Below are 26,728 nucleotides of genomic sequence, written 5' to 3' on the forward strand. Positions count from 1 at the left end.
TCCTCAACGGGGAATATGCAAAGCGGCATCGGCCTCGCGGCGACAACGCCGCAATGCCTCCGCTGGACTACGTCGGCCGTACAGAACTGACACGATCGCCTGGCCCAATGCCTGAGAGACCTGCGGATAGGCCGGATGCACCGGACGGGCTCGCGAATAGGCCAAGGCGCGGGTGAACACATCGAGGCCCTTGATGTCTTCGACCTGATGCTGCCATTCGGGCAGTGCCTGCGCCGGCCGACTGAGCGGCAGGCTGCCTGCCCCGATATCCCAGCGCACGTCCTGCTGAGGATCGTTGAGCCAGTTGACGAATGTCCGTGCCGCGTGGACCCGGGCCGTGCCGTTGTCGAACAGTGTCCAGGTGTCCGGACCCGAAATCGTTATCGGTTCACCGCTGAAGCTGGGCATCGGCACAACGGTGTAGTCCACCTTCGCGTCGATGATCTCGGCCAGCTGCCACTGTCCGGTGATCACCATGCCCATCAGCCCGGACTTGAACACCTGATACATCTGTTCGGTACCCGGTTTGGCGTCGACATAGACGCTCTTGTCCCCGGCGAGATCGGCAACCACCTGTAGAGCGCGCTCGCCGACGTCGGCGAACCCGACGGTCTTGCCGTCGGCAGCGATCACATCGCCGCCCAGATCCCACACCATCGGCCAGAGGCGCCACGTAGTGTCCTCGTCGCCCACGCCGGGCCAGCCGGTCCCGAAGGTCCCGCGGTCAGCATCGGTCAGCTTGCGGGCGGTATCGGTGAACTCTTTCCACGACCACGCCGTAACCGGCAGCGCGACAACAGCCTTGGCGAATACCGCATTGTTGCAGACCACCGCAAGGGAGTCGGTCAAAGCGGGAGCGGCACGCACCCGGCCATTGAGGGTCACCGCGGTCTGCACCGGCTTCCAGAGGTCGTTCCATACAGGCAATGCGTCGGTGAGGTCGACGACGTTCGGGCTGCGAGCGATGCTGGCCAGGTCCGAACCGAAGATATACGCGATGTCCGGGAAGGATCCGGAAGCCAAGGCCGCCAGCACCTTTTGCAGCATCTCGTCGGCGACCACGCCGCCGCCGCCCAGGTCGACCCGAATGTTCGGATATGCCCGCTCGAAATCAGCGACCAGTTCTTCGACCACCACCCGGTTTCGTTCGTTCTGCCCGTGCCAGAGCTGGATCGTCACCCGACCGTCCGGCCCGACACCGCCTTTGGATCCGCCATTACACGCCGCCGAAACCAGGCCCAGCGCAATCGCGGCGCCGCCGCGAAGTGCGGTACGGCGAGTCAGCGTGGTCACCGAATTCACTTACGGCAGGTTTCGCGGACATATTCGCCGCTATTGGGCGCGGTCACCATCTTGTCGCGCCGCACAATACTCAGTCGGTCCTTAAAATCCCCGCACGCATTCGCCAAACCTTTGGCAGTATATTCGATGACGACCACATGATCATTGAAAGTCGCTGCATATTTGTCGCATTCACTGTGCTGCCCACATTCTTCGGCGACAGCGAAGTCGAGGCCGTTCTTTCGGGCGGCGCCGAGTAGATCGGAGGTGTTCTTCTGTGCGATCGCCAGGCCCTTATCGTGTGCGTGCGCCGACAGTATCTGAATGAACAGCTGCGCCTCGTTCGTGGAGAACAGGCCTTGCGACCGTTCGTAGCTGTCGTAATTATCGGGTTCGACCCCCTGGAAACCCTTTGCGGCGCATGTGTCGATCCAGCCGTTGACCTTCGCGGCGATGCGCTTACGCTTGCCGTCCTCGCGCAGATCCAGGATCGCCTCGCCGGGCCATCCCTCGTCCTCGATGACCTCACCGTTCTCGTTGCGCAGCAGGAGGTCTGGATCCCACTGCCCCTGGGCGCCTGGTTGGGTTTGGAATGCGTTCACATAGCATATGTTGTAAACGCCGGGCACCGGCTCCTTGGTGTAGTCACGCGAAATCACACTGACGCCGGTAGGCGGGGTGTACGGCGCGCCGATTTGGTAATCGAATTCGGCATGCGGCGGCGGAGGAACCACGGGTGGCGCAGCGGATGCCGGCCCGGCCGAAGCGAGGAGGACGATCGATACGCAAGCGATAGCCAAGGCAGTTGCGGCAGCCACCCGAATACGATTGATGCTCATCTTGATTCCCATTGACTACTGCGGGTGGCGACCCCGCCTCGGACGGAATCAGAATCCGTCCTGGCGACTGGGGCCGGGCTCAGGTTATTCACCGATTACCGGCTGGGCGCACCTCGGGCGTCGAATACAACTCGACGCCCCTTGGAGTCAAACAAAGATTTCCGCTTACGTCAAGAAGCTACAGAATCGGATTCGAAGATCGATCGAAACCGATCATCCAACCACCCTGCACGATCAGGACTTCACGCCGTCCTCGTTGTCGATCAGACCTGTTGCGCGGCGGCGACCAGCGCACTCAGCAGTCGCAGGTGGTCGGCCAACGCGGGCTGTCGTGGCTGGCGCCGTGCGCAGCGCCCGGGCGGCAGCCGACGCAATCGGTAAGGCTGCTCCCGATCGCTGCTGTGACGTCGATTTGCGCAATTTTGTGCATCGCCCGCGTCGGAGTTTCGTCCTAGTGTCGCGGTCGTGACTGAGATCGAACCCTTTCCGATAAGCGTTCCCGAACGTGACCTGGAGGACCTGCGAGAGCGTCTCGACCGTGTTCGGCTTCCCGAAGTGGAGACGGTTCAGGACGGTACGCAGGGCATCGGCTTGGAACGTCTGCAGAGCCTGCTGGCCGCCTGGCGGCAGCACGAGTGGCGAGCTCTGGAGAAGCGATGGAATGCGTTGCCGCACTACCGCACTCGTCTGGATGGCCTGAACATCGCGTTCTGGCATGTGCGCTCGCCCGAGCCCGACGCGCTTCCTCTGGTGTTGACCCACGGCTGGCCCGGCTCGGTGCTGGAGTTCGAAAGCGTCATCGGACCACTGACCGACCCGGTCGCGCACGGCGGCTCCGCCGGCGACGCCTTCCACGTGGTCATACCCGCCCTGCCCGGTTTCGGGTTCAGCGAGCGGCCCCAGGAACCCGGCTGGAACCCTAGCCGTACCGCACGGGCCTGGGCAGATCTCATGACCAGGCTCGGGTACGAACGCTTCGTCGCGCACGGCGGTGACTGGGGCGCGCACGTAAGCACCGAGCTGGCTCGCCTGGCACCCGAGCGTGTTGCTGCCCTGCATCTGACCATGCCGCTTGCCTCTCCCCTGCCCGAGGATGTGGCGACAGCCGGCGACGCGGAACAAGCCATGCTCGCCAAACGTGACAGATTCATGCGGACCGGCCCCACCCATGTGATTGTCCAGGGCATGCTCCCGCAGACGCTCGGCTACTCCCTGCTCGACTCTCCGGCCGGGCTCGCCGCGTGGCTGAGCGAGGCGCTGGTCGCCTTTTCCGACACCCGCCCCGAAGCGGGTGGTGGTGTCAGTGTGGCGCAGCAGGTGGACGACATTGCCTTGTATTGGTTCACCGGCACTGGCGCCTCCACCGCTCGCTGGTACTGGGAGGCGGTGCGATGGACGCCGCGCAGCGCGGAGGCGCAGAACGCGCAGACGGTGACGGTGCCTACTGCCTGCACATTGTTTCCGGCCGAACCGTTCCCAGTCGCCCGGAGCTGGGCGCAACGGCGCTATCGCAATCTCATCAGCTGGAACGAGATGGAGTTCGGCGGCCACTATCCAGGTTGGGAAAATCCCAGTGTGCTGGTCGGTGAGCTCAGAAACGCCTTCCGCCAGGTCCGCGATCGCTAGAGCCGTGCTGGCTTACCTGACGGTTGCCAGCGTGACGGGCGGACACCGGTCTCGCGGACGAAGACCGCGGAAAGGTGTGCAGCGCTGTAGAACCCGCACAGTTGCGCTGCCCGGACGACCGTGACGCCCCGTTCCAGCAGTCGTTTGACCTCAGCGATGCGGAGCAGGGTGAGATAGCGGTGCGGCGTGTGGCCAGTGGCTCGCTTGAACATTCGCAAGAAGTGGTAGGGACTGAATCGCGCCACACCGGCCAGCTCCGCGAGAGTCACGGTCCGCTCCATCTGATCCTGCATGTACACCACCGCCCGCAGCACAGGGCTTCCGCCTTCTCCGGGGACGAGTTCGAGGTCACTGCTAAGCAGCTCGACGAGTGCGCTGCCGTCGGATCCACCGCTCAGCGCGTACTGCCTTGAATTAGCTGACCTGCACATCCGATTCCTTCCTGCTTCTTCCTGTCTTGCGGCCGCCACTCCGCTTCCGCCGCTCCGACCGGTGACGATTACGGCGTGACCAGCACAATCCCTGTGCGCAAATACGTCGTCGATCCACCGAGCCCACGCATGCCGATGCGTCCAGGTGCGCCTGTCCATTTCACATATCGACAACCCGGCATCAGCCACGCTCACCGCCTCGCGTGACAGTCAAAACCATGCCGCCGCGACATGGTCAAATCGCGTCAGCAGCTGACAGCCACCAGAGATCCAAGATCAGAGCGGCCCCAAATTCGTAAACCTGCCACGCCAACGCTCTTGCTCATAGTGGCCGGTAAGGCCGGTCGAGCCGGACACCGTACCGATCGTTGCCCGCAGCGATGGAGGCTAGGGACAACAACGGGGTCCGATACCCTCGCCCAGTTTGAGATGCTTGTGCCACCGCCGACCACCCGGGCGTTGTCGTGGCCGAGGTCCCGGATCGAGAACGGCACCACGCCGAGGGCGTGATAGGCGTCGACGACCAACTCAACCCGTGGTGTCGTCGTCGGCCGCAGCCACTGGCCTGCTCGCGCAGCGTGCCCACTGCCAAGACTTGCAACAGTCGCCGCGACCTGCCTTCGCCCACCGGTCTCGTCACCGCGTTCGACCGGGACGAGCGACTCCAGCAGTACTGCCTGTCAAACGGGTTCGGTCGCGAGCAGGTCCGAAGTTCGGCGGAGAATCTCGAGCTGAGCGGGGGTGTAGAGCTCGGTCAAGGCCAGGCCGATCGTTTCCAGGGCGACCCTGGCACCTCGCGGTGCCCCGACGGTGATGTCCGCCAGGTCCGGGTGGCTGTCGCGGATTGTGCCGACGAGTTGGGCGAGCCGTTGGGCCAGGTCGTGCCGGGCATGTTCGTCGAGGTCGGCGGGCAACCGGTCGAATTCGGTCACCTCCGGATGCGCGAAGTAGGTCCACAGCAGGTCGGCGCAGGCGTCGAGAATCGCGGGGCTGAGCACGCGGGTCAGCACGACGGCCAGGGCGCGGTCGGCGTCGGAGAGGTCCACCGCGACGGCGGCTACGGCCAGTCGCGGTGGGAGGTCGGTGGGTGAGGCTTGACGCAGCGACAGTGCCAGTTCGGCGCGGATGCGTTGGAGTCGGTCGATGGTCGCGGCGAGTTCGGTGTCCAGGGCACGTAGTGCTTGCGCGGGGTGTTCGGTGGCCTCGCCCATTTCGGCGATCTGGGCCAGTGAGAATCCCAGGTCCACAAGGCGTTTTATTCGGTGCAGGCGCACCAGGTGGGTGACGCCGTAACGTTTGTAACCGTTGGCTCGTCGCTCGGGCTCGTCCAGCAGTCCGATTTCGTGGTAGTGCCGTACCGCCCGCACACTGGTGCCAGCGAGTTCGGCGAGTTCGCGTGTGCTCCAAGCCATAACCATCCCTCCTCGCGAGCGAGATTCACCGATCTGAAACGCATCGGCGGAACAAGTCGAAAACCGCACCGTCACCGCACGATTGAGCGCGCACGGTGCTCGGCGGATTGCGCCCGGTAACGGATCGTCGGCGAGAACCTGTGGGTAGGCGGGATACTGCTCATCGCAGCGGTCAGGACGATTCCGAGCAGCGTGGTCCGCAGATGCCGGCTGGCAGCATCGGGGACTGACCGCGCACTCGGATCAGGCCAGTCGTGACCGCAGATGGGGACGGCGAAGCACTCGAAGTCAGACACCGTGGCCTCGCCCGAAATGGATGTGGTCCATCAAATGAACCGTAGGCGCCAGCTATCCCCTGGCCAATGCTCCAGATTCCGGTCTTCGGGTCAATAAGTACGGAAGGCGGAGGGTCGCGCCCCGGTGTGCCGCAGGAAGGCCGTCGACAGCGCACTGGCGTCGGCAAAGCCACACCTCGCCGCGATCTGGCCAAGTGTCAGATCGGTATCGCGCAACAGCCGTTTCGCCTCGTCGATGCGTAACCGGCTGAGGTGCCGGTACGGTGTCGTCCCAGTCACCTCCTTGAAGACCTGCAGGAAGTGGCGGGCGCTGAGGTGCACTTCATCGGCGATATCGGCCAAGGTGATCGAATCGGCCAGCCGCTCACGCATCATCGCCATGGCCGCACGCACGCGTGCATCCTCACGCATCGGCGATCGATCGACTGGCAATCGCGTATGGCGGGTAAGCAAGTGCACGGTCAACAAGGCGGCAGCCGCCTCGGCATACAGGTCGTCAACCCCGCCCGTGCCGCCGAGCGCCAGGACGGTCTCCTCGATCAGCGGGTCCCCTGCGGACAACGACGCGGCCATGGCGTCGAAATCCACCGCGCGGCCACCCAGTTGCGCCGCAACCGAATCGATGGTGCGCCGCGGAATATGAACCACCACACTGCGCATCGCCCCTTCCCCCCGATAACGACGAAATACGGGCCGATCCGGGATCCCCAACTCCAGCCGACCCGGCGCCCACACGCAGCGCCTCCCCCGGCCAGTACTGTGCGTCTCTATCACGGCCCGCCCCGCGACCGGCACCACCAGATGCAAATCCGCCGTCCCCGGCCATTCCATATCCTCGACCACGGGGACATGCTCGAGCCGCTGCACGAGCAGCGATCGCCAGCCGGAATCCTCCCAACTGCAATACGTCTGCCGAACGTAGCGAGTCATATCGAAATCGGCCACCGGCCGCGTATCGAAACGCGCGGAGTCGAACACCATGAGAGCGAGATTATCGACAGCAACAAAACATCACAGACCCCCCGTCAGCAGCTCGCGCTGAACACGGTCGTTTCACCAGTCCGTGAATCGTCAGGACGAGCACCGGTCGGACCGGCTCGGCGTGCTTGGAACGTCGTCACCCTCGGCCGCTGTGCCGCTTCGCGACCGGATTGATCGGCAACTCCGATCACGCCGACGATATCGTCCTGGAAACCCCTGCTCCGCTGTGGCAACGTCGGTCGCTGCTCGACGAGCCGGTGACCGCCCTGCGCGCGTGGCTGTCCACCGTCACCCGCACCCCGCGAGATCCTCCTCGCGACCGGGATGCTTGACCATGCCGCTACGTCACGGCCGACACTGTCGGTCGAGTCGACGGAGACCGTGCTGAGTGCGACAGCACAAGGCACCGATCTTGCCGCAGCTCGACCAGGCACTGGCTGCCGTCGCAAAATTCGTCTCCCGGTAACGGTCCTCAGGAGCACATCATGACCACCTCCCCAGCGTCACCCACTGCCGCCGGGTCCGGCGCGAACGCCACCGCCGCCTTCCGCGCCAGCGTCACCCGGCGCGGTCCTGCCCACGCCGAACGGACGACCGCTCAGAGTCGACGCCCCCGCCGCATTGTCTATCCGCACCACTGATTAGGAACCGCTCATGGCCGCACAGTCGCCGAACCAGATAGATCTACCCCGCGACGCCCTATCGAACGTGCTCCCTGACTCCACACTGTCCCTCTTCACAGCAGACGATCTCGCCGAACTCGTTGTCTTGCAACGATGCTGCTGGGTCCCGGAGGCAGTGCTCAACGACATGCCGGGCCTCCCCCCACTGCACGAGACCCACGACGAGGTACTGGCGTGGGCGACCACATCGACGACTCTGGTCGTGCGTCAACGCGGACGTCTTACTGCCGCGGTACGCGGCCAGGTGGAAGGCAGCGACTGGCACGTCGGCAGGCTCATGGTCGCTCCCGACCTGACCGGCCGGGGAATCGGTCGCCATCTGCTGCACCTGATCGAAACTCTCGCTCCCCCGCACATCGAACAATTCATCCTGTTCACCGGCGCCCGCAGTGAACGCAACATCCGCATGTATCAGAACGCGGGCTACCGACTCCTCCCCACACCGGACCCCCTCCCGCCCACCCACATCAGCGGTGCGGTCCACATGGTGAAACCGCGGCTATGAGACGCCGGGACGGGATTATGCGGCGGCGGTCAACAACAACCTCGTGGCGACGGTGGCGGCGTTCCCGCGGAACATCCATGCCCCAGCGGCCCACGGGCTGACCAACCACAGCCGAGTCACTATCGACGACCCTAGCTACACAGAGGCGTCCGGGATCGGCTGGCAGCTGGAGCCGCCCGGCAGCCCTCCAGCTGGCGAGAGTGCTGGTCAGGATGCGCGGCGGTGGGCCGCCGAGGAGGGCATACGAGACGGTCGCGTGCCGCTCATGGCGGCGGTCAGGAGGACTCCGAGCAGGGTTGTCCGCCTGCCGCGGCCAGCGGCACCGGGGGCAGACTGCGCGTCCGGCGTATCGGAAGGGTGGTTGTCGGTCACTGTTGTTCATTCCTTGTCACTGAGCCGACCAGGCTTGATAATAGCTGGTTACTTAAGTTATAGACTATAATAACAGTTGCTTTTAGGCAAGCATCGAAGTGATAGCCTCTAACCTTCATAGTGGACAGCGAGGCAAAGGGGGCAGTCGTGACGAACACGCCGGTGAAGAGTCCACGCGAGCGCTATCGCGTGCAGATGCAGGCAGAGATCAAGCAATTCGCCTGGGAACAGATAGCTACCGACGGTCCGTCCGCGCTGTCGCTCAAGGCGATCGCCAAGCGTATGAGCATGAGCGGACCCGCCCTGTACCGGTACTACGCCAGCCGCGACGAGTTGATCACCGCGCTCATTCGGGATTCCTATCGGAGCCTGGCCGACGCCCTGCGCGCGGCCCGAGACTCCGGCGCTGACGTGATCGGGCTCGCCGGCGCCGCGCGGGAATGGGCGCTGGCCGACCCTCAGCGATACTTTCTCATCTACGGCACGCCGATCCCCGGCTATCGTGCCCCCGATGACACCGTTTCGATTGCCCAGGAGATCATGGCGGTGTTGATCGAGGCCGTCGCGGCGCAGCCCATCGACGAGCAGGCGACACCGTTCGACGCCAACCTCGAACACCATCGCCATTGGGCCCCAGACGATTCCGTTCCGACCACCACCGTGCACCGTGCCCTGTCGTTCTGGACCCGAACCCACGGCGTTCTGTCCCTCGAGCTCGCCGGCCACTTCACCGGAATGGAGTTCGACTCCGCTCTCCTGTACGCCGACGAATTGAACAGCCTTGCGCCACGCTGAATTCAGCACCCTTTGAATCGGTTGTCGCCGGACCAACCCGTGTTGGCCCAGGTCTGCGGTGACGCGGGGGTGAAACCGGGGAACAGCCTGGCGAGTTCGTGAAGCAGCCAGCTGGCAAAGCGGGCGGCGCCCTGCGGGCAGGTGTGGATTCCATCGCTGCTGCGGTCCGGCTTGCCGTCACGGATTTGCTGGTAGCTGCTGCCCCATACGCTGTCGGCGTCGAGCATGGCGGCTTGCGCCGGCGATTGCGCCGCGACCGTTCGGGCCGCGCTCGGAGCCTGGTCCAGCTCGGCCATGTGGGGCTGGTAGAACTCGTCGGGCTTGATCGGTGGCATGGTGACGAAGACCAGTCTCGCACCAACGGTGGTGGCCGTCCCCAGAAGCTTGCCGTAGGCGGCCTGCTGTTCCTGCCGGCTGCCCCAGTCGAAGGTGGTGAGCTGGTAGATGATCACAGTGGGCTTGGCCGCGGCGATCTGGTCGGGTAGCTTCTTCCAGTTCTCCTCGGAGAACGGGCCCACCACATTTCCACCGCCCTCGGCGGCAAGGGATTGGAATTCGGTCTTGCCCGCCTCGAACGCGGCGCGCAGCGCAAGCGCCTCCCCTGCGGCGACCGAGTCGCCGAGAAACAGCACCTTCGACACGCCGGGGGCGGCGGGTGCGCCGGGAGAGGTTGCGCTGGTGGTGCTTTGGTTGGAGCACGCGGCGGTCAGCAGGAGCGTCGCGGTCACGCAGGCGACGCGGGATGCGTTGATCATGGCTTCGACGGTGCCGCCGTTTCGTTCCGACCCCGTCGCCGTCGTGTCGCGAGTTTGTCGCAGAGTTCACCAGAACTTGCGGACTGCCCAATACTGAAGCGGTGGCTGCGATTCTGCTCATCGAAGACGATCCCATGGTGCGGCGGGGCCTGCAGCTCGCGCTGCGCAGGCACGGCCACGATGTGCACACCGCCGACACCGGCGAGGACGGGTTGAGCGAATTGCGGGCAGGTGTCACGGATTTGGTTGTCCTCGACGTGATGCTGCCAGGCATCGACGGCTTCGAGGTATGCCGTCGTATCCGGGCCGACAGCGAGGTAGCGGTGATCATGCTCACCGCGCTCGGCGATGATTTCGATATCGTCGGCGGTCTGGAGGCGGGCGCGGACGACTACGTGATCAAGCCGGTGCAGCCGACCGTGCTCGACGCGCGGATCCGTGCCGTGTTACGCCGCAGCGTGGGTGCCTCCGACGAAGTACGAACGCACGGCGAATTGCGCATCGACACCATCGCATTGACGGTGACGGTGCGCGGGCAGCCGGTGATGTTGACATCCACCGAGTTGCGGCTGCTGATGACTCTGTCCCGCGCTCCGGGACGGGTGTTCAGTCGGCAGCAGCTCTTGGAAGAGGTGTGGGAGCACGACTACCTCGGTGATTCCCGGTTGGTCGACAACTGTGTGCAGCGTTTGCGGGCGAAGATCGAGACCGATTCGGCGGCGCCGGATTATGTGCAAACAGTGCGTGGGTTCGGTTATCGGTTCCGGTCGGCATGATCCGAAGATTGTGGCCGGGTGGGTTGCGCTCCCGGTTGTTGATCGCCTTTGTGCTGGTGACGGTGGTCGGTGCCGCCGCGGCGGCCTGGGCAAGCGCCGCACGGGCGAGTGGCGCGCTGGTCGCCGGCACCCAGCAGCGTTTCATCGAGACTGTCGCCGGTCGAATAGCTGCGCTGGCGCCACAACTGACCTACCCACCGGACCAGGACACGGTGAATAGACTGCGTGCTGCCGTCGGCTCGGACACACTGGTGATCTACCGGGATCTGCGATCCACCGACAGCGCGAACACCGCGCTGGTCACCGACGCCCTGCGCAGCGCAGTGCGGACCCGAAATCGGCTTGTCGCACAGCGTGTCTCCGCCGATGGCACGAGCTGGCTGCTGGTCGGCACGCCGGTCATGATCACCGGACCGGATGGCGCCCGCACCGGCTCCGGCATCGAGGTGTATGCGATGCGCGACCTCACCGACGTCGAACGGCAGGTCGACGCACTCACCCGGTCCGCGGTCGCTACCGCCGCGGCGGCGCTGCCGTTATCGACGTTGCTCGCGCTGTCGGCCGCGGGCAGTGTGCTGCGGCCGGTGCGCCGACTGCGCGACACCGCGCAGCGACTGGCCGCCGGTGACCTGAGCGCGCGATCGCCTCCGCGCGGGGCCGACGAGTTGGCCGAGCTGACTGTCGCGATCAACGAGATGGCCGAATCGGTTCAGACATCGGTGGCCGCGATGCAGCGGATGCAGGCCGACGCACGCAGATTCGTGGCCGATGTCTCCCATGAGCTACGTACCCCACTGACCACCTTGACGGCGGTGGTGGAGGTATGGGCGGCCGCGGCCGAGGGGATGGCGCCCGATGCTCGTGAGTCCGCGCAGATGGCGGTTGCGGCTACTCATCGGCTGGTCCGGCTCGTGGAGGATCTGATGGAGGTGTCCCGGTTCGATGCTGGCACAGCGCATTTGCGGGTGGAGCAGACCGACGTGGGCGAGGCCGTGCGCGACTGTCTGCGTGCCCGGGGTTGGCTGAATCGAGTGCAGTTAGTGGCCGAGAATCCGATTCGATTACCCCTGGATCGACGTCGGCTCGACGTGATCGTGGCCAATCTGGTCGGTAACGCGCTCGAACACGGCGAACCCCCTGTGCGACTACGCATCACAGGGTCGCCACATCAGGTGTGGATCGAGGTCACCGACCACGGACCGGGCCTGCCCGAGCAGGTGTTGCCACACGTGTTCGACCGCTTCTACAAAGCCGACGCCGCCCGCACCCGCACCCTGGGCAGCGGGCTCGGGCTGGCGATCGCCCGCGAGAACGCCCGGTTGCACGGCGGCGACCTCACCGCGGGCAATCTCACCGGCGGTGGTGCGCGGTTCCTCCTGCACCTGCCACGAAACCTGGAGAACGCGTGAGGCGAATCTGCTTGGCAGTTTTGGCTTTGCTGGCCGCAGGTTGTGGAGTGCAGCCCTCCGAGGTGTTGGATGCGGGACAGGCGCCGACGGGTGTGGCGCCCGGGGTGACGCTGTATTTCCTCGACGACCACGGTCGACTTCGGCCGCAGCTGCGGCAGTCGGGGCAGCTGGGCACAATCGCCGAGGCGATGTCACTGCTGTTGACCGGACCCGGCCCCACCGATCTGCACACCGACCTTCCCACCGACACCGAGACCAGGGTCCCCGTGCAAACCACGCCCGAGCTGGTCCGGTTGTGGGTGCCATGGACCATCGACGACCTCACTCCGCTGGGCATCGATCAGATCGTCTGCACCGCATTGGGAGTGCAGGTGCAGGCAGGCGGGTCCACAAGCACTCGCGTGCAGGTGCGGTTCACCCTGCCCACTCCGGAATCGGACAAACAACGAACCTGCCCGCCGATCGGATGATCATCCCAGCTCGGTGATATCGATGGTGACCGGAGCGGGATCAGGGACCGTCAACCACAACACCGCAAGGCCGATCATGAGCAGTGCGAACGCCATCAGCCCACCGCGCCCCCGAGCCCAGCGTGCGCGGAATCGAATGGGGTCCTCCACCAGGTACTTCGACAATGCCGCCACCACGACCGACACGGCACAGACAGCAATCGTCTCGCTCCACGCCATCGGTGCGGGCCGATGCGGGAACAACAGTACGAGAATCGGCCAGTGCCATAGATACAAGCTGTAGGAAATCAAGCCCAGCCACCGCAGTGGTTGCCAGGCCAGAATTTTGGCGACCACTGTGTTCGACTCCCGAACACACGACCCGATCAGCACGGCACAAGCGAGGGAATGTATGAAGAGCCCGCCGGTATACAGCCACAACGAGTTCACCCCATCAGCGAGCGACCACATAGCGCCGATCCCGATGGCCCCAAACGCAAGAATCGCACCCGCCCACTCACCCGACATTCGGGCCAGCGCGGCGCGCACCGGTTCCGTGGCTACCAACGCGCCGAGCAACAGTGAGAACGCGCGCGTGTCGGTGCCGGTATAGACCCGCGTCGGATCCGCCGGATCGGCCAGCCAGATCATCAGGGCCAGTGCGGCGGCCGAGCCGAGCGCCGCGGCGACCGCAACCGCTCGGTGCGGCCGCCGTATCCAGCGAGCCGATATCAGCACCAGGACCGGCCACACGAGGTAGAACTGCTCCTCGATCGCGATACTCCACAGATGCTCGAACACTCGCACGGATCCGAACCGATCCCAGTAACCAGCCGACTCCGCGAGCAGATGCCAGTTGATCAGGTTCAGCTGTACCCACGGACCGTCCGAGAGCGTCGTCCGCAATGTATCCACCGGACCCACCGCCCACACCAGCAGCGTGACGACCACCAACATCGTCGCCAGCGCGGGCAGCAGTCGGCGAATCCGCCTGCCCCAGAACGCGATCAGCGACACCGTGCCACTGACCGCGATCTCCCGCAACAGCAGATCTGTTATCAGGTAACCGGACAACACGAAGAACAGATCCACTCCGAGGAAACCTCCGGAAAGGTGACCGGTATGGAACAACAACACCCCGAGAATCGCAAGACCCCGCAAGCCGTCCAACGCAGGCAGATGTGATCCTCGCGCGCTCTCCCGCACATCCCGCGACGGCTGAACTCGCGTCATGACACGCACTCTGCCGCACCAGTGTCGAGACGGCGTCCCCATCATGTCGCAGCCGTGTCCCAGCCGATCATGACTGCGGCGGCCGCTACTCACCGCTCGGATGCACCGACGCTTGGCCCTCGGCCGTGTCCATCAGTACCGCTGCACGCCGGGCCCGTTCGGCGGCAGTGAACACGCCACCGCGCGCGTACCTGCTCATCCTATAGGGACCACCTCCGAACCAGCAGTCGCGCAGCAAGATTCATCATCCTCGACACACACTCTCAACCGCCTGAACACCGATAAGCCGTCCCTACGAGCGGGAACAACAGTGGAAAGGCTAAGCAGACCAGCGGCTACCCAAACTCTGCATCCATGGATCCATGGTTTAGTCGGCGGTGCGCGTGGCTTACCGGTTTTATGAGCTGATCCGTTGAGCTGACACTGTCATGTCGTCGACCCGTCCCATCCGGCGAACTCGGCCACATGCCGAGCCGACGACATCGCGGCAATGATTGCCTCGGTCCGGGCCGTGAGAGCTGGCGCGACGGAATCGTCGGTGGGGATGTAGAGGCGCTCCTCGCGGATCGCGTCGAGGGCCAGCTGCCCGACATCGTCGTTGGTTACATTGCTGTTGTTCAGGACCGCGTGGGCCTTTTCGAGTGTCTCGGCGTGCTGCTGTGACTGGGCGGGCGCGTGCTCCGGTCGCAGCCGCTGGGCGTTGCGGAGAATGTCGGTGGCGACCGCGCCGGGGCACAGGAGGCTGACGCCGATGCCGAATCCGGCCAGTTCCGCGCGCATCGACTCAGTCAGGCCGACGATTCCGAATTTCGATGTTTCATACAGGAACCCAGTTCCGGCGAGTACCAATCCCGCTGCCGACGCGGAATTGACGATGTAGGAATCACCGCCCCGATTGATCATGCGTGGCACGAAGGTCTGCATGCCGTTGTAGACGCCGCCGAGGTTGACGCCGATCACCCAGTCCCAGAGGGCGTAGTTCATCTGGGTGGGCGAGACGAATTCGTGCACACCGGCGTTGTTGAACAGCAGCGACACGGGGCCGAGATCGGATTCGACTTGGTCGGCAACGCGTTCGTAGGCCTCGCGGTCGCGGACGTCGAGGAGGTATGTCTCGGTTCTGGTCAGGTCCGACAGTTCGGTCCTTGCCTGAGCGAGTGCGTTCTCGTCGACGTCGACGAGGGCCAGGGTGATACCGGCCTTGGCGCAGGCACGTGCTATGCCGAGCCCGATGCCCCGCGCACCGCCGGTGATGAAGGCCGTCCGGCCTTTGAAGTTGTCCACTTTGTTCCTGCTTTCCGGTGTTGGTGCCTCTGGTGAGTGAATGCTGACGATCAGAGAGAACGCGGGTCTCTTTCGTTGGTCACGTCGAATTTGCGCACCTCATTGCGCATATGGGGGCTCCATTCGGTGAAGAGCGCCTTGACCTCTGGTGTGGCGAGGTGTCGGTCGAGGGCTTCCTGCGATGACCATTGCTCGAGCACCGTGACGGTCCCGGACGCCGCGTCGTGCAGGGTGAAAGAGATCAGTACGTTTCCGGCATTCGCCGCGGCGATCGGGTAGGTCGACTGGGCTTCGGCGACGAACGTTTCGACGTCGCGCGTGGGCACGAAGACCCGGTCGGCGACAATGATGGTCGTCCGGGCGTGGTGCTCGTCCGCCTCGTCGTGGTGCGGATTCACTGTTACGACTCATCCTTCGTATTCGGGCGCGGCGCGGTCCGTCTCCGCGCGAGCAGTGAACCGCCGGAGTTGCACCCCCATTTCGCTGCGTCGTGCAGGAAGCTGACCGCAGTCCATCGAGGTGCCGGTACCGCGATCGAACCGGAGCGTAGCCAGGCGGGCAGGCGGCCAGACACCCGCTGAACGGCTGGAACAGTCAGCCTTTCGGTGGAGGCCGCCACCGCGCATTCGCTGTTGAGCCGACCACAGGACCGCCGCGTTCACTGTTGCCGACAGTTGTTCACGTGGATTGCTCGACCCTCCCCCAGCATGCGACCAGTCGTGACTGTGCGATGGCGATCAGTCCATTGGAGGTCACGGCGGCGACCTCGCGCATCAAGGCGCGGAATTCTTCGGACGTGATGACGCCCGAACCGACGATGTGCTGCTGTACTGCGTGAAACGTTCGCTCCCACAAGGCCTTCCGCTCGCTGCCGAGGTAGAGAGGGTGGATCTGATCCATACCCGTGACGTCTAAGCCGGCGGTACGGAACAGGGTGTGCAAACGTGCGCCGATTTCGTAATCGATGCCGTGCGCGTGTCCGGCGGCCAGCACTACCTCACACAACCGCCGATAGGCGGCGGTTTCGGGACGGCTGGCGAGGCCGCTCACATCGACCTCGAAACAGACGACGTGGCCACCCGGCCCGGCCAGCCGGGCGGCTTCGCGCAGAACAGAAACCGGATCGCGCAGGTGGCTCAGGACGAACCGGCAGTAGACCAGGTCGAACGTGGCACCGGGAAGACCGGTATCGGACACATCTGCCTGCACTGTCCGCACATTGTCCAGACCGGCGTCGTGCGCACGCTGCTCGGTCAGTCGCAGTTGATCGGATGCGAGGTCCACACCGGTCACCGACCCGCCGGAGCCGACCTGCTCGGCCAACCAGGTGGACACCGTGCCGCTGCCGCACCCAAGATCCACCACGTGCAGGTCCGGGCCTGCGCCGATCTGTTGCAGAATTCTGCGGGTCGCATCACCGTAGACGTCGTCGAGCAGGTCCAGCCGTTCGGAGTCGGCAGCTCCGGTGGGCAGTGGATAGTTCATCGAGATCCCTTCTGATCCAGGGGCGTTTCCCGGCACGTCAACCGCGGCCCCATCGACAGTCTCGGCACCTCAGTCCAGATAGACCGGCAATGTCGCGTGCCCGTTGGTGATGTAGCTGCTGGGGTGTGCCAATTCCGTTGGTTCGACGGCGAATCGCAGGTTGGCGAACGCGCTTCGAGCATGTACGGCAGAAAGGCCTTGGTACCGTTGACACTCCCTAATAGTCGGCGCGCATGACAGCCTCGAAATCGTCGTCCGAAGTCGAAGCAACCGTTCCGGAATGCGCGATTCCGGCACAGTTGATCAAGATGTCGACTCCGCTGAAATGCTCAACGGCCGACTTCGCGAACTTTGCCACGGCATTTCGGTCCCCGACATCGACGTCGGATAGCACAACGTCCCCAGGCACGGCGCGACGGTGTCGAGTTTCGGTGAGGTCCCCGCGAGCGCGAGGCGCGCCCCCCGACGGTCGAGTTCCACGCCAATTCCCGCCCGGTGCCGGACGCCGCGCCCGTCACAGCAACCACAGATCCTGTATAGATATTGGATTTCATTGTCCACCAGCGTTTCTCGACCACATTGACTGCTGCCCTGATTTCCCGATCACATCAACAACTTTCGATCGGATTCGGGCGGCCAGTTCCGCGAGCAGGGCGCGTGTGCGTGCGGCGGATTCGCCTCCGGTGAACAATGTGCCGACGAATTCCGTTGCGCCCGCGGTGAATATCTCACGGATCCGAGTCACCACCTGCTCCTCGGTACCGATGATGGCTACATCGGCGGGCCCCTCGGCTCCCTCCCGGTCCAACACGGCGCGGTAGTTCGGCAATGTGCCGTAGAGCTCGAATATCTTGGCGGCCGCCGCACGTGCCTCGTCGGCGTGGTCGGTGACGCACACCGGTAACAAGCACACCACGCGTGGCGCGGGCCGCCCGGCTGCGGTGGCCGCGGCGGACAGGGCCGGCACGATATGCGAGCGGATGGTCGCCGGTCCGGTCAGCCAGAGCATTGCGCCGTCGGTGTGGCGACCGGCCAGCTCGAGCATCTGCGGGCCCAGCGCACCAGCACGGGTATCCGCTCCTCCCCCATCGCATCCAGCGTAAGGTTGGCACGGATCGTTTCGCCGGTGTAAGACACCGACTGTCCGTCCAACAGCGGCGACAGCACCGACAGGTACTCCCGCAGGTGCCTCACCGGTCTGGCGTAGTCGTAGCCGTACATCTGCTCGACAACGAACTTGCCCGACACCCCTATACCTAGACTCAGCCGCCCCGGCCCGACCGCGAGCGCGGTGGTGCGCGCCTGCTGCGCGAGTACGCCGGGATGGCGCGGATAGGTGGGTACGACCCCGACGCCCAGCCGGATTCCCGGAACTTGGCTGCCGCCCACCGCGAGTGCGGTCAGCGCGTCCATGCCGAACATCTGTGGCAGCCAAGCGGATTCGAAACCTTCCTCGACGGCTTGACGCAGGTCGTCGAGAAGCCGCGACATTCCGTCCGGCCCGGTCTGTTGATAGTCGAGCGTGATGCCGATGCGCATGGCAGATTCCTCCTAGCAGGATTCGGTGGGAAACAGACGATCGGCGCCGGGCGTGCCCGCCGCGTCGTAGAGCGCCTGCAGATTGTCGCGGGCGAAGAATTCGGAGCTTTTCATACCGCCGCCGACCATGGTGAAGTATCGATTCCGCCCCAGCGCGCTGCCGCTGGCGGCCTCGACTACGGCCTGGTGCAGGGGGGAGAGCGGCTTCATCTCGGCGCGCGTGCAGGTGAAATCGAAGGTGTCGGCGGTGCGTTCGTCGCGTAGTCGCTCGTACTCGCGCACTGCCTCGTCGACGGGTTGCTCGCCGGACAGGCCCGCATGCAGCTTGTCCGCGAGCAGCTCACCATAGACCAGCGCGTCGGAGATGCCCCACCCCGTCACTGGATCCTTGTGGTAGCCGGCGTCGCCGACCAGCGCCCAGCCGGGGCCTGCGGAGCGACGATAGTAGTTGTCCGGATAGCGAAGCGTGCGGAACGGTTCGGCACGCTCGGCGTCGCGAAGCTGGGCGCCGTACTCGGGCAGGACCTGATCGACCACCTGCTGGAAATTGCCTGCCACATTCGCGCGGAATTCCGAGTACCGGTCGAGCTGGCGCATGACAGCGACCAGGTGCCGGCCGTCGTTGGTGGGCCAACTGCCGAACACCTGAGGATCGGATCCGAACATGAGTTGCGGCTCCCAGTCCAGTCCGTCGTAATAGGTATAGGAGGCGAAGCTGAAGGCCGGGACCACCCGGTGATATTCGGCGTCCACCAGTGTGGCGACCGTGGAATTGCGGCCGTCCGCGCCGACGACCAAGGTCGCACGGAATTCCTGCTCGCCGGTGACCGAAGAAGAGCCTCGGACACCGGCGACCCGCCCATCATCCCAGATCAGTTCGGTGACGGTGAACCTCTCGATCACCGCGGCGCCGGCGGCGCGCGCGGCATCGACCAACAGCGCGTCCAGCAGGGTCCGGCGCGGGGCGTAGGTCTCGGTGATGCCCTCGACCTCGGCGAATCCGCGCAGTGTCGGCGAGGCGTGCCATCGACGCAGCGGCGGTACACCGGTGGCAATTAGTTTGTCCAGCAGACCCCAGTCTCGCAGCCGGGCTATGCCCGGCTGATGGATGTAGTGCGTGGAGAGGGTGTCGCTGGGAAAAGGATTCCGGTCGACCACCAGTACCCGGTGCCCGCGGCGGGCAAGCAGCATGGCCAATGGTGAACCAGCGCAGCGCGCGCCGACCACGATGACGTCGTACATGAAAATTCGACTCCTAGATGTCCTGTCCCCGAACGACACTGTCGGGCATGCCGTGGGGGCACGGTCAAGACGCGCACTGGATCACATCGACTTGATGGGTTCCCCTGGATCGATGCGGTGGCAACTGCACGAACAGGCACTTGCTGTGTTCGTCATCGACACTTCGGCTGCACCCTCGCCACGGGCCATCCGCGAGGCTTGCAGGACGGTGGCGGGCCGCTTATCGCCGCGGTCAAGGCGATTCCGAGCACGGTGGTCTGTATGCGGCTCAGAGTGGTGCCGGAGGATTGCTCATTCGGTGGCGCGCTCACCGGAGACGACCGGATCTGCACGGAAGCACGTGAAGCATTTCCCGGTGTCCGGACGGTGGAAACGAAGAAGTCGATCGGGTGGTCGGCGACGGACTCGCTCCAGCCCGCGACCGCATGCGCCGCAATCGAGGACGTCGTGGCCCAGACGACTGCCGGGGCTTCCGATCTGCTCGTGCGGCGCGTTCCGGAGCGACTGGATCTCGCAGTCGATTTCGCGTCTGCGCTGGGCGCCGACCTCGCCGCGGTCACGCCGGGCACCCAGCGAATCGACGCCCACACCCTCTGGTACCGACCTCGAGTGTCGACGAACTGCTCCGCGCGATCATGGCCTGGTACTACCTCGCCGCCCTGGCAGCGCAGCAAACCGCCACGCTCGCGTTGCGGCCATGATCGGTGCACTCGGTCCGGTCGGGCCGAGGAACCCCAGTCCCGTCCGACGCTCGAACGACAGTTTCGGGTGCCCCACAGCGGAGCGGTCAGTTGGCGCAAATGCGCACTAGCACATGCGAAGTCGAGTTGCGTGTGCCGCTGCGGCTGGGTGTGTTCTGAACTGTGACCGGGTTCGGTGAGCATCCGGTGTTGTCGGCGGATATTTCCCGTGGAGAGGACGTGGCAGTGCACGAAAACGTTGGACAGACAGAAGATGTGGACAGGATCCAGGCCGGACTGGCGGCAAAAGCCGCTATGAAGAGCTGGGCCGAGGGTATGGAACTGCTCGAGCTCATTCGATCCGCCCACGAGGCGGGTTGGCTCGACCAGCTGCGCACAGCGACCACCTCTGCGGAACTAGCCGCCGCACAGGGCGTTGCGGTCGAGCAGGCTTTGAATGTCCAGGCAGTGTTCACTGTGGCGGGAATAGTGGAGGCCGACGAGGCCTCGTTTCGGCTGACCCCCACCTTCGATGCTCTTGTTGCGGGCGTGTCCGGCATCGAGATGTCGGCCGTGCTCGATGCGCTGGACCTGGCACGGCACCAGGTCGGGCGGGCGGTGCGGCCGATCGCCGACCCGCCCGGCCTCGCCGGGGAGCAGGCACTGGTCCTCGCCCGCGACTGGGGCGTGCGGCCCGACGACGGGGCACAGCAGCTGTACCAGCTCCTGTTCCAGTCGCTACCGGAATTTCGGGACCGACTCGACCAGGGCGGTCCCGTGCTCGACGTCGGCAGCGGAGTGGGGGGCGGGCTCCTGACGACGCTGTCGCTGTTCGACACACTGCGCGCCGTCGGAGTCGAAGTCGTCCCGGAGGTCGCTGCCGAGCTTCGCCGCCGCGCCGAAGACGCCGATGTCGCCGACCGCGTGGAGATCCGAACCGTCGACGCCCGTGTCCTGACCTACGAAGCCGTCTTCCCCGTGTGCTATTGGGCGCAAGCCTTTTTCACCACCGACGCACGCGCCGCCACCCTCGCGGTCATCCTGCGCGCACTGCGCCCGGGCGGCCTGCTGCTGATGCAGGAGGACTTCCCACCGCTGCCGTTGGCCGAGCCCACTCTGCGCGCTGTGCTCGATCGGCTCTTCTTCCGACAGCAGGACGCCGCCTTCGGGCTGTCCGCGCAAGCCCTCGCCGCCGAGGCAACTACATCCGGGTTCGAACGCCCCGAGATCATCGACAATCCACTGGGACGACTCGTCCTCGTCCGCAAACCCGACCTCTGACTCTTCGAATGATCACGGGTGAAGCTGGAGTTTCACCCGTGATTCGCCTACTCGACGTCGGAGTCCCTTGACCTTGCCGCAGCGGCATACCCGACAGTGTCACCCGAGCATCGGACCGGTCGAGGTGCTTCGACACGGCCGGAGCACATCGATCGCGGAAGGCTGTACACACATGACTGGAAATTCGTCGACGTTCGTGCTGGTTCCCGGAGCTTGGCAGGGCGGCTGGTCCTGGCAGCCGGTAGCTCGGCGCCTGCGTGCCGCCGGACAGCAGGCGCTGACACTGACCCTGCCCGGCCTCGCCGATGGAGACTCGCCGACCGGGCTGCATTTGTCCGACGCGGTGGCCCACGTGGTGAGCGAGATCGAGAAGCGCGGCTTGGAGCAGGTGACCCTGGTGGCACACAGTAGGGGTGGGTATGTCGTTACCGGTGCCGCACACGAGCTCGCCGGGCGCGTTACGAAGGTGATCTATTACAACGCGTTGGTGCCGGAGCGCGGTGTGCCGCTTGTCGACGAGAACGAGGATTACTCGGTGATGATCAAGACTGCGATCGCGGCGTCGCCGGACGGGAGCATGTCCGTGGTACCGGAGCAGGTGCCGCTACTGCTACCCGACCAGACCGCAGACGCGCAGAGACTGTTCTTCGAGTTGCTCGTGGCGCAGCCCGGCGCGTACTTCCTCGAAGCGCTCGACGTCCCGGCGGTCACCACGCTGGGTATTCCAGCCGCTTACATCCTCAGCGAGGACGACCGCGCGCTAGCCCGTCCCGGGGCCGAGTTCGCTGCACGAGTGGGGTTGACACCAGTGATCATCCCGGGCGGTCACGAGTCGATGCTTACCCACCCGGACGACGTCACGCGGGCACTTCTGGCGGCCTGACGGGCCCTGTTGTCACCAGCCGATTCGAATCGGGCGCCCGTATCGATCACGTCGAGCAGACGGTACTCACCATTCGCAAGCTCTACTCCGACTCCGACTCCGGGTACCAGCCAGGCCTCGCGCGAAGCCGCCGGACGATGATTCTTCCTGCGACAGAAGATGTTTCACAGCCCTGATGGCGATGCTCGACCCGAACAACTTCGGCCACGTCGGGTGCAGTTCGAGCATGTCCGTTCGTGACCGAATCCACCACGAAGCAAGGGCAGTTCGTTGCTTCTGGCTTGACCGTGCCACGGCGGCATGGAACGACTGCCGAGTGTCCGGCGCCCTATCGGTTGCTCGAACAGCTCGAGGTCAACCTCATCCCGGCTCGTGGCGGCGACGCAACCCTACTTGCATACCGTCGGAATCTGTTGGAGGTAAAGAGAATTGAAGTGGCCCCTCACCGTGGCGGCAGTCCTTGTGCTGGCCGTCCCCGCCGCGATCGGCGCGTGTGCCGACGGCGACATACCGAAATCCCCCACCCGTCTGCAAGCGCTGCTGGATCAGCTCCTGCGCGACGCCGGTGTTCCCGGAGCGCAATTGGTGCTCACCCGCGACGGACATGATGTCCAACTCACCAGCGGCGTGGCCGACACAACCACCGGAGCCGTCTTCCCCGACGCCGCACGCGCGCGGATCGCGAGCAACACCAAGACATTCGTCGCCTCGGTCGTGCTGCAGCTGGTCGCGGAGAACCGCGTGGAACTCGACGCTCCCGTGGCACGCTATCTCCCCGGCATCGTCACCGGCCCCGGCGGCGACGGCAATCGGGTAACCGTGCGAAATCTGTTGCAGCACAACAGCGGAATCCCGGACTATCTCTCCCGAATGGATCTCGACTCCGTCGAAGCACTCACGCAATCCCACTCGATCAGCGACCTGATCCGGCTCGGTCTGGTTCAGCCCGCCCCGTTCTCCCCCGGCACCAGTTTCGAGTACTCCAACACCAACTACCTGCTGGCCGGACAACTGATCGAACGGGTGACCGGCGTGGCGGTCGATGTCGAAGTGGCCCAACGTATCATCGGCCCGTTGGGACTGCGCGACACGTATTGGCCTCGGTACCCGATCGACAGTGTCATCCGCGGCCCGCACCCGCGGGCCTACCTCGAGTCCGACGGCGGGCGCGTCGACATCACCGATATCGACCCCAACGGCGGTCTGCCGGACGGCGCCATGGTTTCCACCGGCCACGATTTGAACCATTTCTTCATCGCCTTGTTGTCGGGCACGGTGGTGCCACCGGCACAACTGGCCGAGATGCAGCGCACCATCCCCGACCCGTACTCATCGCATCGGATCGGATTAGGGCTGTTCGGCGGGACCACCGCGTCCGGTGTCGAAACGTGGGGTCACGGTGGGAGCGTCCCCGGCTTCTACACCGCCGGCGGCGCTACCCGCGACCGCGCGGTGACGATCATCCTGAATCAGGTTCCCGCCGAGTCAGGTCCGGGCATCGACGATCTCATCGACGCCCTCGTCGACCAGGCCATCCGTCCGTAACTCGAAGAAGATCCAGTAGCGCTGCAGCCCCTGTGGTATTTCCGTCTGCGGGTAGGGCGGCCGTTCGACGAATCCGCGTGAGCGATACAACCGTTGGGCATCGACCATGAACCGGGCGGTGTCGAGCCGCACGGTGGACATTCCTCGTTGCGCGGCCTCGCTGAGCAGGTAGTCGAGCAAACGCGAACCGACGTGCTGGCCACGGACGTCGGGAACGACGTACATCCGCTTCACCTCGGCGACGCCGGGGCCGAGGATCCGCAGCCCGGCCACCCCGACCAGTCCACGATTGGAATCCTGCGCTACCACTACGATATTCGGCGAGTGGGCGTACTCCTGCAGAGACGCGCGCACGCGGGATACATCGGTGAGTGCATCCTGGATGCCGAATGTCTCGAGGAGTTGTCGCTGCGCCGTCGTCATGTAATCCACCAGCAGTGCGGTGATCTCCTCGGTCTCGACAGCAAGGTCGGCATGTCGAACGACGATGGAGCCGTTGGTTGCCGCGTGGTCCACGGACGTGCTCACGGTGCTGGTGGATGCGGCCCCGAGCACGGCGATCCGAGGCGTGAAGTTGGCCGGAAAGCCTGCCCCGTCGAGCACCTGGATACGTTCGGGTTCCAGACGCAGCACTGTGAATTGCTCACTGTCCGGGCCGGGTGAGAATTGCCGCAGATCGTAGCCGAGAGGCGGCGGGGTCGTCATGAACAGGTTCCATACGCGGTGTTTCACCGCCGCGTCCGCTACCCATGTCGCGACGGCTTCGCCCTGCACGACATGCTGGGCGGGGCTCCAATACGAGAACGCCACAACAGGATTCGCGGCCAAGTGACGAACCTTCACCGGCGTCTTACCGGTTGCGATGAACCCCACCGGTCGGTCGTCGTCCATCTCCCACAACGGATGCAGAATCCGTGAACGCGGTCGGCCGCCACTGCCCACCGAAGTGACAGTGGACCAGACGATCTCCCGGGTGAACCGAAAGAAATCGTCTTTGATCGCATCGAATGTCACTGTCATACGGGTACTTCCTCGTCTTGATTGGGTGTTGGCTGAAATTCACGGTGCGGTCAGTGCTCCCCACTGGAACTCGCGGCCAGCAGCTCGGCGAGGCGGCGGAGCACATCGAGCTGAACGGGGGTGTATAGCTCGTTCAGAGCCAGGCCGATCGTTTCCGTGGCGACCCGTGCCCCACGTGGCGCCCCGACGGTGAGGTCCTTCAGGTCCGGATGACTACCGAACAGCTGACGCACGAGCCGGGCCAGTCGCTCCGCGCATTCATGCCGGACACACTCGTCGGCATCGGCGGGCAACCGGCCGAATTCGGTGACCGCAGGGTGTGCGAAGTAAGACTGCAGCATGTCGGCGTAAGCATCCAGCGTCGCGGGGCTCAGCACGCGGGTCAGCACAACAGCCAGTGCGCGATCGGCGTCGGACAGGTCCACTTCGACGGCGGCTGTAGCCAATGGGGTCGGCAGGTCGGTCGGTGTGGCCTGGCTCAGGCTCAGTGCCAGTTCGGTGCGGATCCGTTGCAGCCGTTCGACGGTCGCCGCGAGCTCGGCATCCAATGTGCGCAGCGCCTGTTCGGGATGGTGGGTCATATCACCCATCTCCGCGATCCGGGCCAGCGAGAAACCCAGATCGACAAGGCGTTTTATCCGCAGCAGGCGCACCAGGTGCGGCACACCGTAGAGCTTGTAACCGTTGGACCGCCGCTCGGGCTCGGCCAGCAAGCCGATCTCGTGATAGTGCCGCACCGCCCGCACACTGGTGCCGGCAAGATCGGCGATCTCACGCGTACTCCAAGCCATCACAATCCCTCCTTCGGAACCCGATCCACCCGCCGCGAACACACCGCACCAGCAGACACTGTGTCGCTGCGGCACAGTCAAACCAGCAACTCATAGCGTCTTCCAGCCAGCGGAACATCCCGACCGTGCTGACCGAGCCGCCCCGGCCGAGATCAACCTGCCGCACCCGGATATCGGACCGCACCGGAAACACGGAGCCACCGATCACACTCATGAAACAGTCTCTACCTTCAGAAGATGGCGAGCGGATTGACCGGCACGCCGCTCGCGGCACCGAGCCTCGGAGGCGCGGCAACGAACAGGAAGGTCGACCGGCCCTCCTCGACACAAGCGGCCGCCAGCTCGGCGGGGGCGGCGACGTCGATCAAGGGCATCCCCAAGCGAGCCAGAGCCACTCGGTGCAACGGACCCGGAACGCGGGGATCGACCGGCGGGCGCCCGTCGCCGATGTCACCGGCATAGACAGCCACGTCGTACCGGTGCATCCACGCGACCGCGTCGAGAGTCAGACCCGGAATACGTCGGTGCCGACTGGCCGCATAGTCCCAGCCGCCACGCACCACCAACGCGTCCCCACTACGCACCTGCACCCCGGCTCGCACACATGCCTGCTCGAGCTCCGCGCCGGTCACCCCGTGGCCGTCGGGCAATGGGCCATCGGCGGCCAGATCGACCAGGACGCCGCGGGTTACCACACCGTGGGCGAATATCGCGGTGGACCCGTGCCGGTAGCCCTCCGCACCACCGGCCTGCTCCAACGCGATCCCCGGGTACACCTTGCCATCCACGACCTGATGCACCAGGGAGTCGAAGTGTGTCACTTCGGGATGGTGCGTCATCATGATGACCAGTTCGGCCGTGGCCAGCGGGGCGGTACCGGTGAACAGCCCCGCCTGCATCACCCCGATCGAGTGCGCGCCCAGAGGCGCGCCGGGCCCGGCGACCAAGGGTGACGTCGGCATGGGCCGCGAGATCGACACGGTCCGCCCGCTGCGTGCCTCGGCGACTGCGGCGGCCTGCACCTCGGCGGTGATCAGGTTCAGGGTGCCCCGCTCGTCGTGCTCGCCCCATCTCCCCCAATTGGTCGGCAGGTCTTCACTCTCGGTCACCGGAGTCCCCATATCAATTCATTGCT

29 protein-coding genes are annotated in these 26,728 nt (G+C 65.0%); 12 read left to right on the top strand and 17 right to left on the bottom strand.

The features are described 5' to 3' along the window. Window positions 1–3 precede the first annotated feature (3 nt). Window positions 4–1,302: an extracellular solute-binding protein gene (locus tag ACIBCN_RS06750; RefSeq protein ID WP_396990523.1), complete on the bottom strand. Its 1,299-nt coding sequence runs from the start codon at window positions 1,300–1,302 to the stop codon at window positions 4–6. Beyond that, window positions 1,299–2,120: an endo alpha-1,4 polygalactosaminidase gene (locus tag ACIBCN_RS06755; RefSeq protein WP_396990524.1), complete on the bottom strand. Its 822-nt coding sequence runs from the start codon at window positions 2,118–2,120 to the stop codon at window positions 1,299–1,301. The genes ACIBCN_RS06750 and ACIBCN_RS06755 overlap by 4 nt, the downstream gene beginning before the upstream one ends. A 465-nt stretch (window positions 2,121–2,585) precedes the next feature. Here ACIBCN_RS06755 and ACIBCN_RS06760 point away from each other — a divergent pair, with 465 nt between their 5' ends. After that, entirely contained in the window at window positions 2,586–3,746 is a 1,161-nt protein-coding gene (locus ACIBCN_RS06760) for an epoxide hydrolase family protein (protein WP_396990525.1), read from the top strand. On the opposite strand, the gene ACIBCN_RS06765 is transcribed toward ACIBCN_RS06760, so the two are convergent. The 3 genes from ACIBCN_RS06765 to ACIBCN_RS06775 form a co-directional block, all read right to left on the bottom strand. Beyond that, complete coding sequence (locus ACIBCN_RS06765) at window positions 3,743–4,177, bottom strand: helix-turn-helix domain-containing protein (protein ID WP_396990526.1); 435 nt, start codon at window positions 4,175–4,177, stop codon at window positions 3,743–3,745. The genes ACIBCN_RS06760 and ACIBCN_RS06765 overlap by 4 nt on opposite strands. 680 nt (window positions 4,178–4,857) lie before the next feature. Then, window positions 4,858–5,595 carry a MerR family transcriptional regulator gene (locus ACIBCN_RS06770; protein WP_396990527.1) on the bottom strand — a complete coding sequence of 246 codons (738 nt, stop codon included), beginning with the start codon at window positions 5,593–5,595 and terminating at the stop codon, window positions 4,858–4,860. Between the two features lie 380 nt (window positions 5,596–5,975). Continuing rightward, window positions 5,976–6,866 carry a helix-turn-helix domain-containing protein gene (locus ACIBCN_RS06775; protein WP_396990528.1) on the bottom strand — a complete coding sequence of 297 codons (891 nt, stop codon included), beginning with the start codon at window positions 6,864–6,866 and terminating at the stop codon, window positions 5,976–5,978. Window positions 6,867–6,991: 125 nt separating this feature from the next. Here ACIBCN_RS06775 and ACIBCN_RS06780 point away from each other — a divergent pair, with 125 nt between their 5' ends. The 4 genes from ACIBCN_RS06780 to ACIBCN_RS06795 all read left to right on the top strand — a co-directional run bounded on the left by ACIBCN_RS06780 (window position 6,992) and on the right by ACIBCN_RS06795 (window position 9,221). Then, window positions 6,992–7,198, top strand: a complete 207-nt coding sequence (locus tag ACIBCN_RS06780) for a sigma factor (RefSeq protein ID WP_396990529.1) — start codon at window positions 6,992–6,994, stop codon at window positions 7,196–7,198. Between the two features lie 153 nt (window positions 7,199–7,351). Then, entirely contained in the window at window positions 7,352–7,507 is a 156-nt protein-coding gene (locus ACIBCN_RS06785) for a hypothetical protein (protein WP_396990530.1), read from the top strand. Window positions 7,508–7,520: 13 nt separating this feature from the next. Continuing rightward, window positions 7,521–8,054, top strand: a complete 534-nt coding sequence (locus ACIBCN_RS06790; protein WP_396990531.1) for a GNAT family N-acetyltransferase — start codon at window positions 7,521–7,523, stop codon at window positions 8,052–8,054. A 519-nt stretch (window positions 8,055–8,573) separates the two neighbouring features. Next, window positions 8,574–9,221, top strand: coding sequence for a TetR/AcrR family transcriptional regulator (locus ACIBCN_RS06795; RefSeq protein WP_396990532.1), 648 nt, complete (start codon window positions 8,574–8,576; stop codon window positions 9,219–9,221). Window positions 9,222–9,223: 2 nt separating this feature from the next. Here the strand turns inward: ACIBCN_RS06795 and ACIBCN_RS06800 are convergent, their stop codons facing one another. Next, window positions 9,224–9,976: an SGNH/GDSL hydrolase family protein gene (locus ACIBCN_RS06800; RefSeq protein WP_396990533.1), complete on the bottom strand. Its 753-nt coding sequence runs from the start codon at window positions 9,974–9,976 to the stop codon at window positions 9,224–9,226. A gap of 101 nt (window positions 9,977–10,077) precedes the next feature. Here ACIBCN_RS06800 and ACIBCN_RS06805 point away from each other — a divergent pair, with 101 nt between their 5' ends. The 3 genes from ACIBCN_RS06805 to ACIBCN_RS06815 are packed head-to-tail and all read left to right on the top strand — an operon-like array spanning window position 10,078 to window position 12,631. Continuing rightward, a complete protein-coding gene (locus ACIBCN_RS06805) occupies window positions 10,078–10,752 on the top strand; it encodes a response regulator (protein WP_396990534.1) in 675 nt (224 codons plus the stop codon). Next, the gene (locus ACIBCN_RS06810; protein WP_396990535.1) at window positions 10,749–12,161 is read left to right on the top strand and encodes an ATP-binding protein; all 1,413 of its coding nucleotides are present in this window, start codon (window positions 10,749–10,751) and stop codon (window positions 12,159–12,161) included. Before ACIBCN_RS06805 ends, ACIBCN_RS06810 begins: the two co-directional genes overlap by 4 nt. A gap of 47 nt (window positions 12,162–12,208) precedes the next feature. Further along, window positions 12,209–12,631, top strand: a complete 423-nt coding sequence (locus ACIBCN_RS06815) for a hypothetical protein (RefSeq protein WP_396990537.1) — start codon at window positions 12,209–12,211, stop codon at window positions 12,629–12,631. On the opposite strand, the gene ACIBCN_RS06820 is transcribed toward ACIBCN_RS06815, so the two are convergent. The 8 genes from ACIBCN_RS06820 to ACIBCN_RS06855 form a co-directional block, all read right to left on the bottom strand. Continuing rightward, a complete protein-coding gene (locus ACIBCN_RS06820; RefSeq protein WP_396990538.1) occupies window positions 12,632–13,843 on the bottom strand; it encodes an acyltransferase family protein in 1,212 nt (403 codons plus the stop codon). It abuts the gene before it with no gap. A gap of 426 nt (window positions 13,844–14,269) precedes the next feature. After that, complete coding sequence (locus tag ACIBCN_RS06825) at window positions 14,270–15,127, bottom strand: SDR family oxidoreductase (RefSeq protein ID WP_396990539.1); 858 nt, start codon at window positions 15,125–15,127, stop codon at window positions 14,270–14,272. Between the two features lie 50 nt (window positions 15,128–15,177). After that, entirely contained in the window at window positions 15,178–15,525 is a 348-nt protein-coding gene (locus ACIBCN_RS06830) for a putative quinol monooxygenase (RefSeq protein WP_396990541.1), read from the bottom strand. 280 nt (window positions 15,526–15,805) lie between these two features. Beyond that, window positions 15,806–16,612: a class I SAM-dependent methyltransferase gene (locus tag ACIBCN_RS06835; protein ID WP_396990542.1), complete on the bottom strand. Its 807-nt coding sequence runs from the start codon at window positions 16,610–16,612 to the stop codon at window positions 15,806–15,808. Between the two features lie 217 nt (window positions 16,613–16,829). Continuing rightward, on the bottom strand, window positions 16,830–17,021 hold the full coding sequence (locus ACIBCN_RS06840; protein ID WP_396990543.1) for an SDR family NAD(P)-dependent oxidoreductase: 192 nt from the start codon (window positions 17,019–17,021) through the stop codon (window positions 16,830–16,832). 141 nt (window positions 17,022–17,162) lie between these two features. Further along, window positions 17,163–17,621, bottom strand: coding sequence for an LLM class flavin-dependent oxidoreductase (locus ACIBCN_RS06845; RefSeq protein ID WP_396990544.1), 459 nt, complete (start codon window positions 17,619–17,621; stop codon window positions 17,163–17,165). Continuing rightward, the gene (locus ACIBCN_RS06850) at window positions 17,609–18,151 is read right to left on the bottom strand and encodes an LLM class flavin-dependent oxidoreductase (RefSeq protein ID WP_396990545.1); all 543 of its coding nucleotides are present in this window, start codon (window positions 18,149–18,151) and stop codon (window positions 17,609–17,611) included. The genes ACIBCN_RS06845 and ACIBCN_RS06850 overlap by 13 nt, the downstream gene beginning before the upstream one ends. 12 nt (window positions 18,152–18,163) lie before the next feature. After that, the gene (locus ACIBCN_RS06855; RefSeq protein WP_396990546.1) at window positions 18,164–19,393 is read right to left on the bottom strand and encodes an NAD(P)/FAD-dependent oxidoreductase; all 1,230 of its coding nucleotides are present in this window, start codon (window positions 19,391–19,393) and stop codon (window positions 18,164–18,166) included. A gap of 261 nt (window positions 19,394–19,654) precedes the next feature. On the opposite strand from ACIBCN_RS06855, the gene ACIBCN_RS06860 reads away from it, so the two are divergent. The 4 genes from ACIBCN_RS06860 (at window position 19,655) to ACIBCN_RS06875 (ending at window position 23,782) form a co-directional block, all read left to right on the top strand. Next, window positions 19,655–20,260, top strand: a complete 606-nt coding sequence (locus tag ACIBCN_RS06860) for a M55 family metallopeptidase (RefSeq protein WP_396990547.1) — start codon at window positions 19,655–19,657, stop codon at window positions 20,258–20,260. 53 nt (window positions 20,261–20,313) lie between these two features. Then, window positions 20,314–21,354 carry an SAM-dependent methyltransferase gene (locus ACIBCN_RS06865; RefSeq protein WP_396990548.1) on the top strand — a complete coding sequence of 347 codons (1,041 nt, stop codon included), beginning with the start codon at window positions 20,314–20,316 and terminating at the stop codon, window positions 21,352–21,354. Window positions 21,355–21,526: 172 nt separating this feature from the next. Further along, entirely contained in the window at window positions 21,527–22,237 is a 711-nt protein-coding gene (locus ACIBCN_RS06870) for an alpha/beta fold hydrolase (protein WP_396990549.1), read from the top strand. Window positions 22,238–22,666: 429 nt separating this feature from the next. Beyond that, a complete protein-coding gene (locus ACIBCN_RS06875) occupies window positions 22,667–23,782 on the top strand; it encodes a serine hydrolase domain-containing protein (RefSeq protein WP_396990550.1) in 1,116 nt (371 codons plus the stop codon). On the opposite strand, the gene ACIBCN_RS06880 is transcribed toward ACIBCN_RS06875, so the two are convergent. The 3 genes from ACIBCN_RS06880 to ACIBCN_RS06890 all read right to left on the bottom strand — a co-directional run bounded on the left by ACIBCN_RS06880 (window position 23,723) and on the right by ACIBCN_RS06890 (window position 26,702). After that, complete coding sequence (locus ACIBCN_RS06880; RefSeq protein WP_396990551.1) at window positions 23,723–24,802, bottom strand: GNAT family N-acetyltransferase; 1,080 nt, start codon at window positions 24,800–24,802, stop codon at window positions 23,723–23,725. The genes ACIBCN_RS06875 and ACIBCN_RS06880 overlap by 60 nt on opposite strands. Before the next feature lie 50 nt (window positions 24,803–24,852). Next, window positions 24,853–25,593 (bottom strand): MerR family transcriptional regulator, encoded by a 741-nt coding sequence (locus ACIBCN_RS06885; protein ID WP_396990552.1) that lies wholly within the window; start codon window positions 25,591–25,593, stop codon window positions 24,853–24,855. 230 nt (window positions 25,594–25,823) lie between these two features. Then, on the bottom strand, window positions 25,824–26,702 hold the full coding sequence (locus tag ACIBCN_RS06890; protein ID WP_396990553.1) for a cyclase family protein: 879 nt from the start codon (window positions 26,700–26,702) through the stop codon (window positions 25,824–25,826). Between the last annotated feature and the right edge of the window lie 26 nt (window positions 26,703–26,728).

Source organism: Nocardia sp. NPDC051052, from assembly GCF_044456045.1.
Lineage (GTDB): Bacteria > Actinomycetota > Actinomycetes > Mycobacteriales > Mycobacteriaceae > Nocardia.

Excerpts from the sequence above, each read along its gene's own strand:
- ACIBCN_RS06850 (WP_396990545.1), bottom strand. The coding sequence starts at position 18,151 with ATGCGCATCGGCATCACGCTCGACTATCAACAGACCGGGCCGGACGGA.
- ACIBCN_RS06820 (WP_396990538.1), bottom strand. The coding sequence starts at position 13,843 with ATGACGCGAGTTCAGCCGTCGCGGGATGTGCGGGAGAGCGCGCGAGGA.
- ACIBCN_RS06770 (WP_396990527.1), bottom strand. The coding sequence starts at position 5,595 with ATGGTTATGGCTTGGAGCACACGCGAACTCGCCGAACTCGCTGGCACC.
- ACIBCN_RS06845 (WP_396990544.1), bottom strand. The coding sequence starts at position 17,621 with ATGCTCTGGCTGACCGGACCGGCGACCATCCGCTCGCATATCGTGCCG.
- ACIBCN_RS06800 (WP_396990533.1), bottom strand. The coding sequence starts at position 9,976 with ATGATCAACGCATCCCGCGTCGCCTGCGTGACCGCGACGCTCCTGCTG.
- ACIBCN_RS06870 (WP_396990549.1), top strand. The coding sequence starts at position 21,527 with ATGACTGGAAATTCGTCGACGTTCGTGCTGGTTCCCGGAGCTTGGCAG.
- ACIBCN_RS06885 (WP_396990552.1), bottom strand. The coding sequence starts at position 25,593 with ATGGCTTGGAGTACGCGTGAGATCGCCGATCTTGCCGGCACCAGTGTG.
- ACIBCN_RS06880 (WP_396990551.1), bottom strand. The coding sequence starts at position 24,802 with ATGACAGTGACATTCGATGCGATCAAAGACGATTTCTTTCGGTTCACC.
- ACIBCN_RS06855 (WP_396990546.1), bottom strand. The coding sequence starts at position 19,393 with ATGTACGACGTCATCGTGGTCGGCGCGCGCTGCGCTGGTTCACCATTG.
- ACIBCN_RS06860 (WP_396990547.1), top strand. The coding sequence starts at position 19,655 with ATGCGGCTCAGAGTGGTGCCGGAGGATTGCTCATTCGGTGGCGCGCTC.
- ACIBCN_RS06755 (WP_396990524.1), bottom strand. The coding sequence starts at position 2,120 with ATGAGCATCAATCGTATTCGGGTGGCTGCCGCAACTGCCTTGGCTATC.
- ACIBCN_RS06835 (WP_396990542.1), bottom strand. The coding sequence starts at position 16,612 with ATGAACTATCCACTGCCCACCGGAGCTGCCGACTCCGAACGGCTGGAC.
- ACIBCN_RS06810 (WP_396990535.1), top strand. The coding sequence starts at position 10,749 with ATGATCCGAAGATTGTGGCCGGGTGGGTTGCGCTCCCGGTTGTTGATC.
- ACIBCN_RS06790 (WP_396990531.1), top strand. The coding sequence starts at position 7,521 with ATGGCCGCACAGTCGCCGAACCAGATAGATCTACCCCGCGACGCCCTA.
- ACIBCN_RS06785 (WP_396990530.1), top strand. The coding sequence starts at position 7,352 with ATGACCACCTCCCCAGCGTCACCCACTGCCGCCGGGTCCGGCGCGAAC.
- ACIBCN_RS06775 (WP_396990528.1), bottom strand. The coding sequence starts at position 6,866 with ATGGTGTTCGACTCCGCGCGTTTCGATACGCGGCCGGTGGCCGATTTC.
- ACIBCN_RS06765 (WP_396990526.1), bottom strand. The coding sequence starts at position 4,177 with ATGTGCAGGTCAGCTAATTCAAGGCAGTACGCGCTGAGCGGTGGATCC.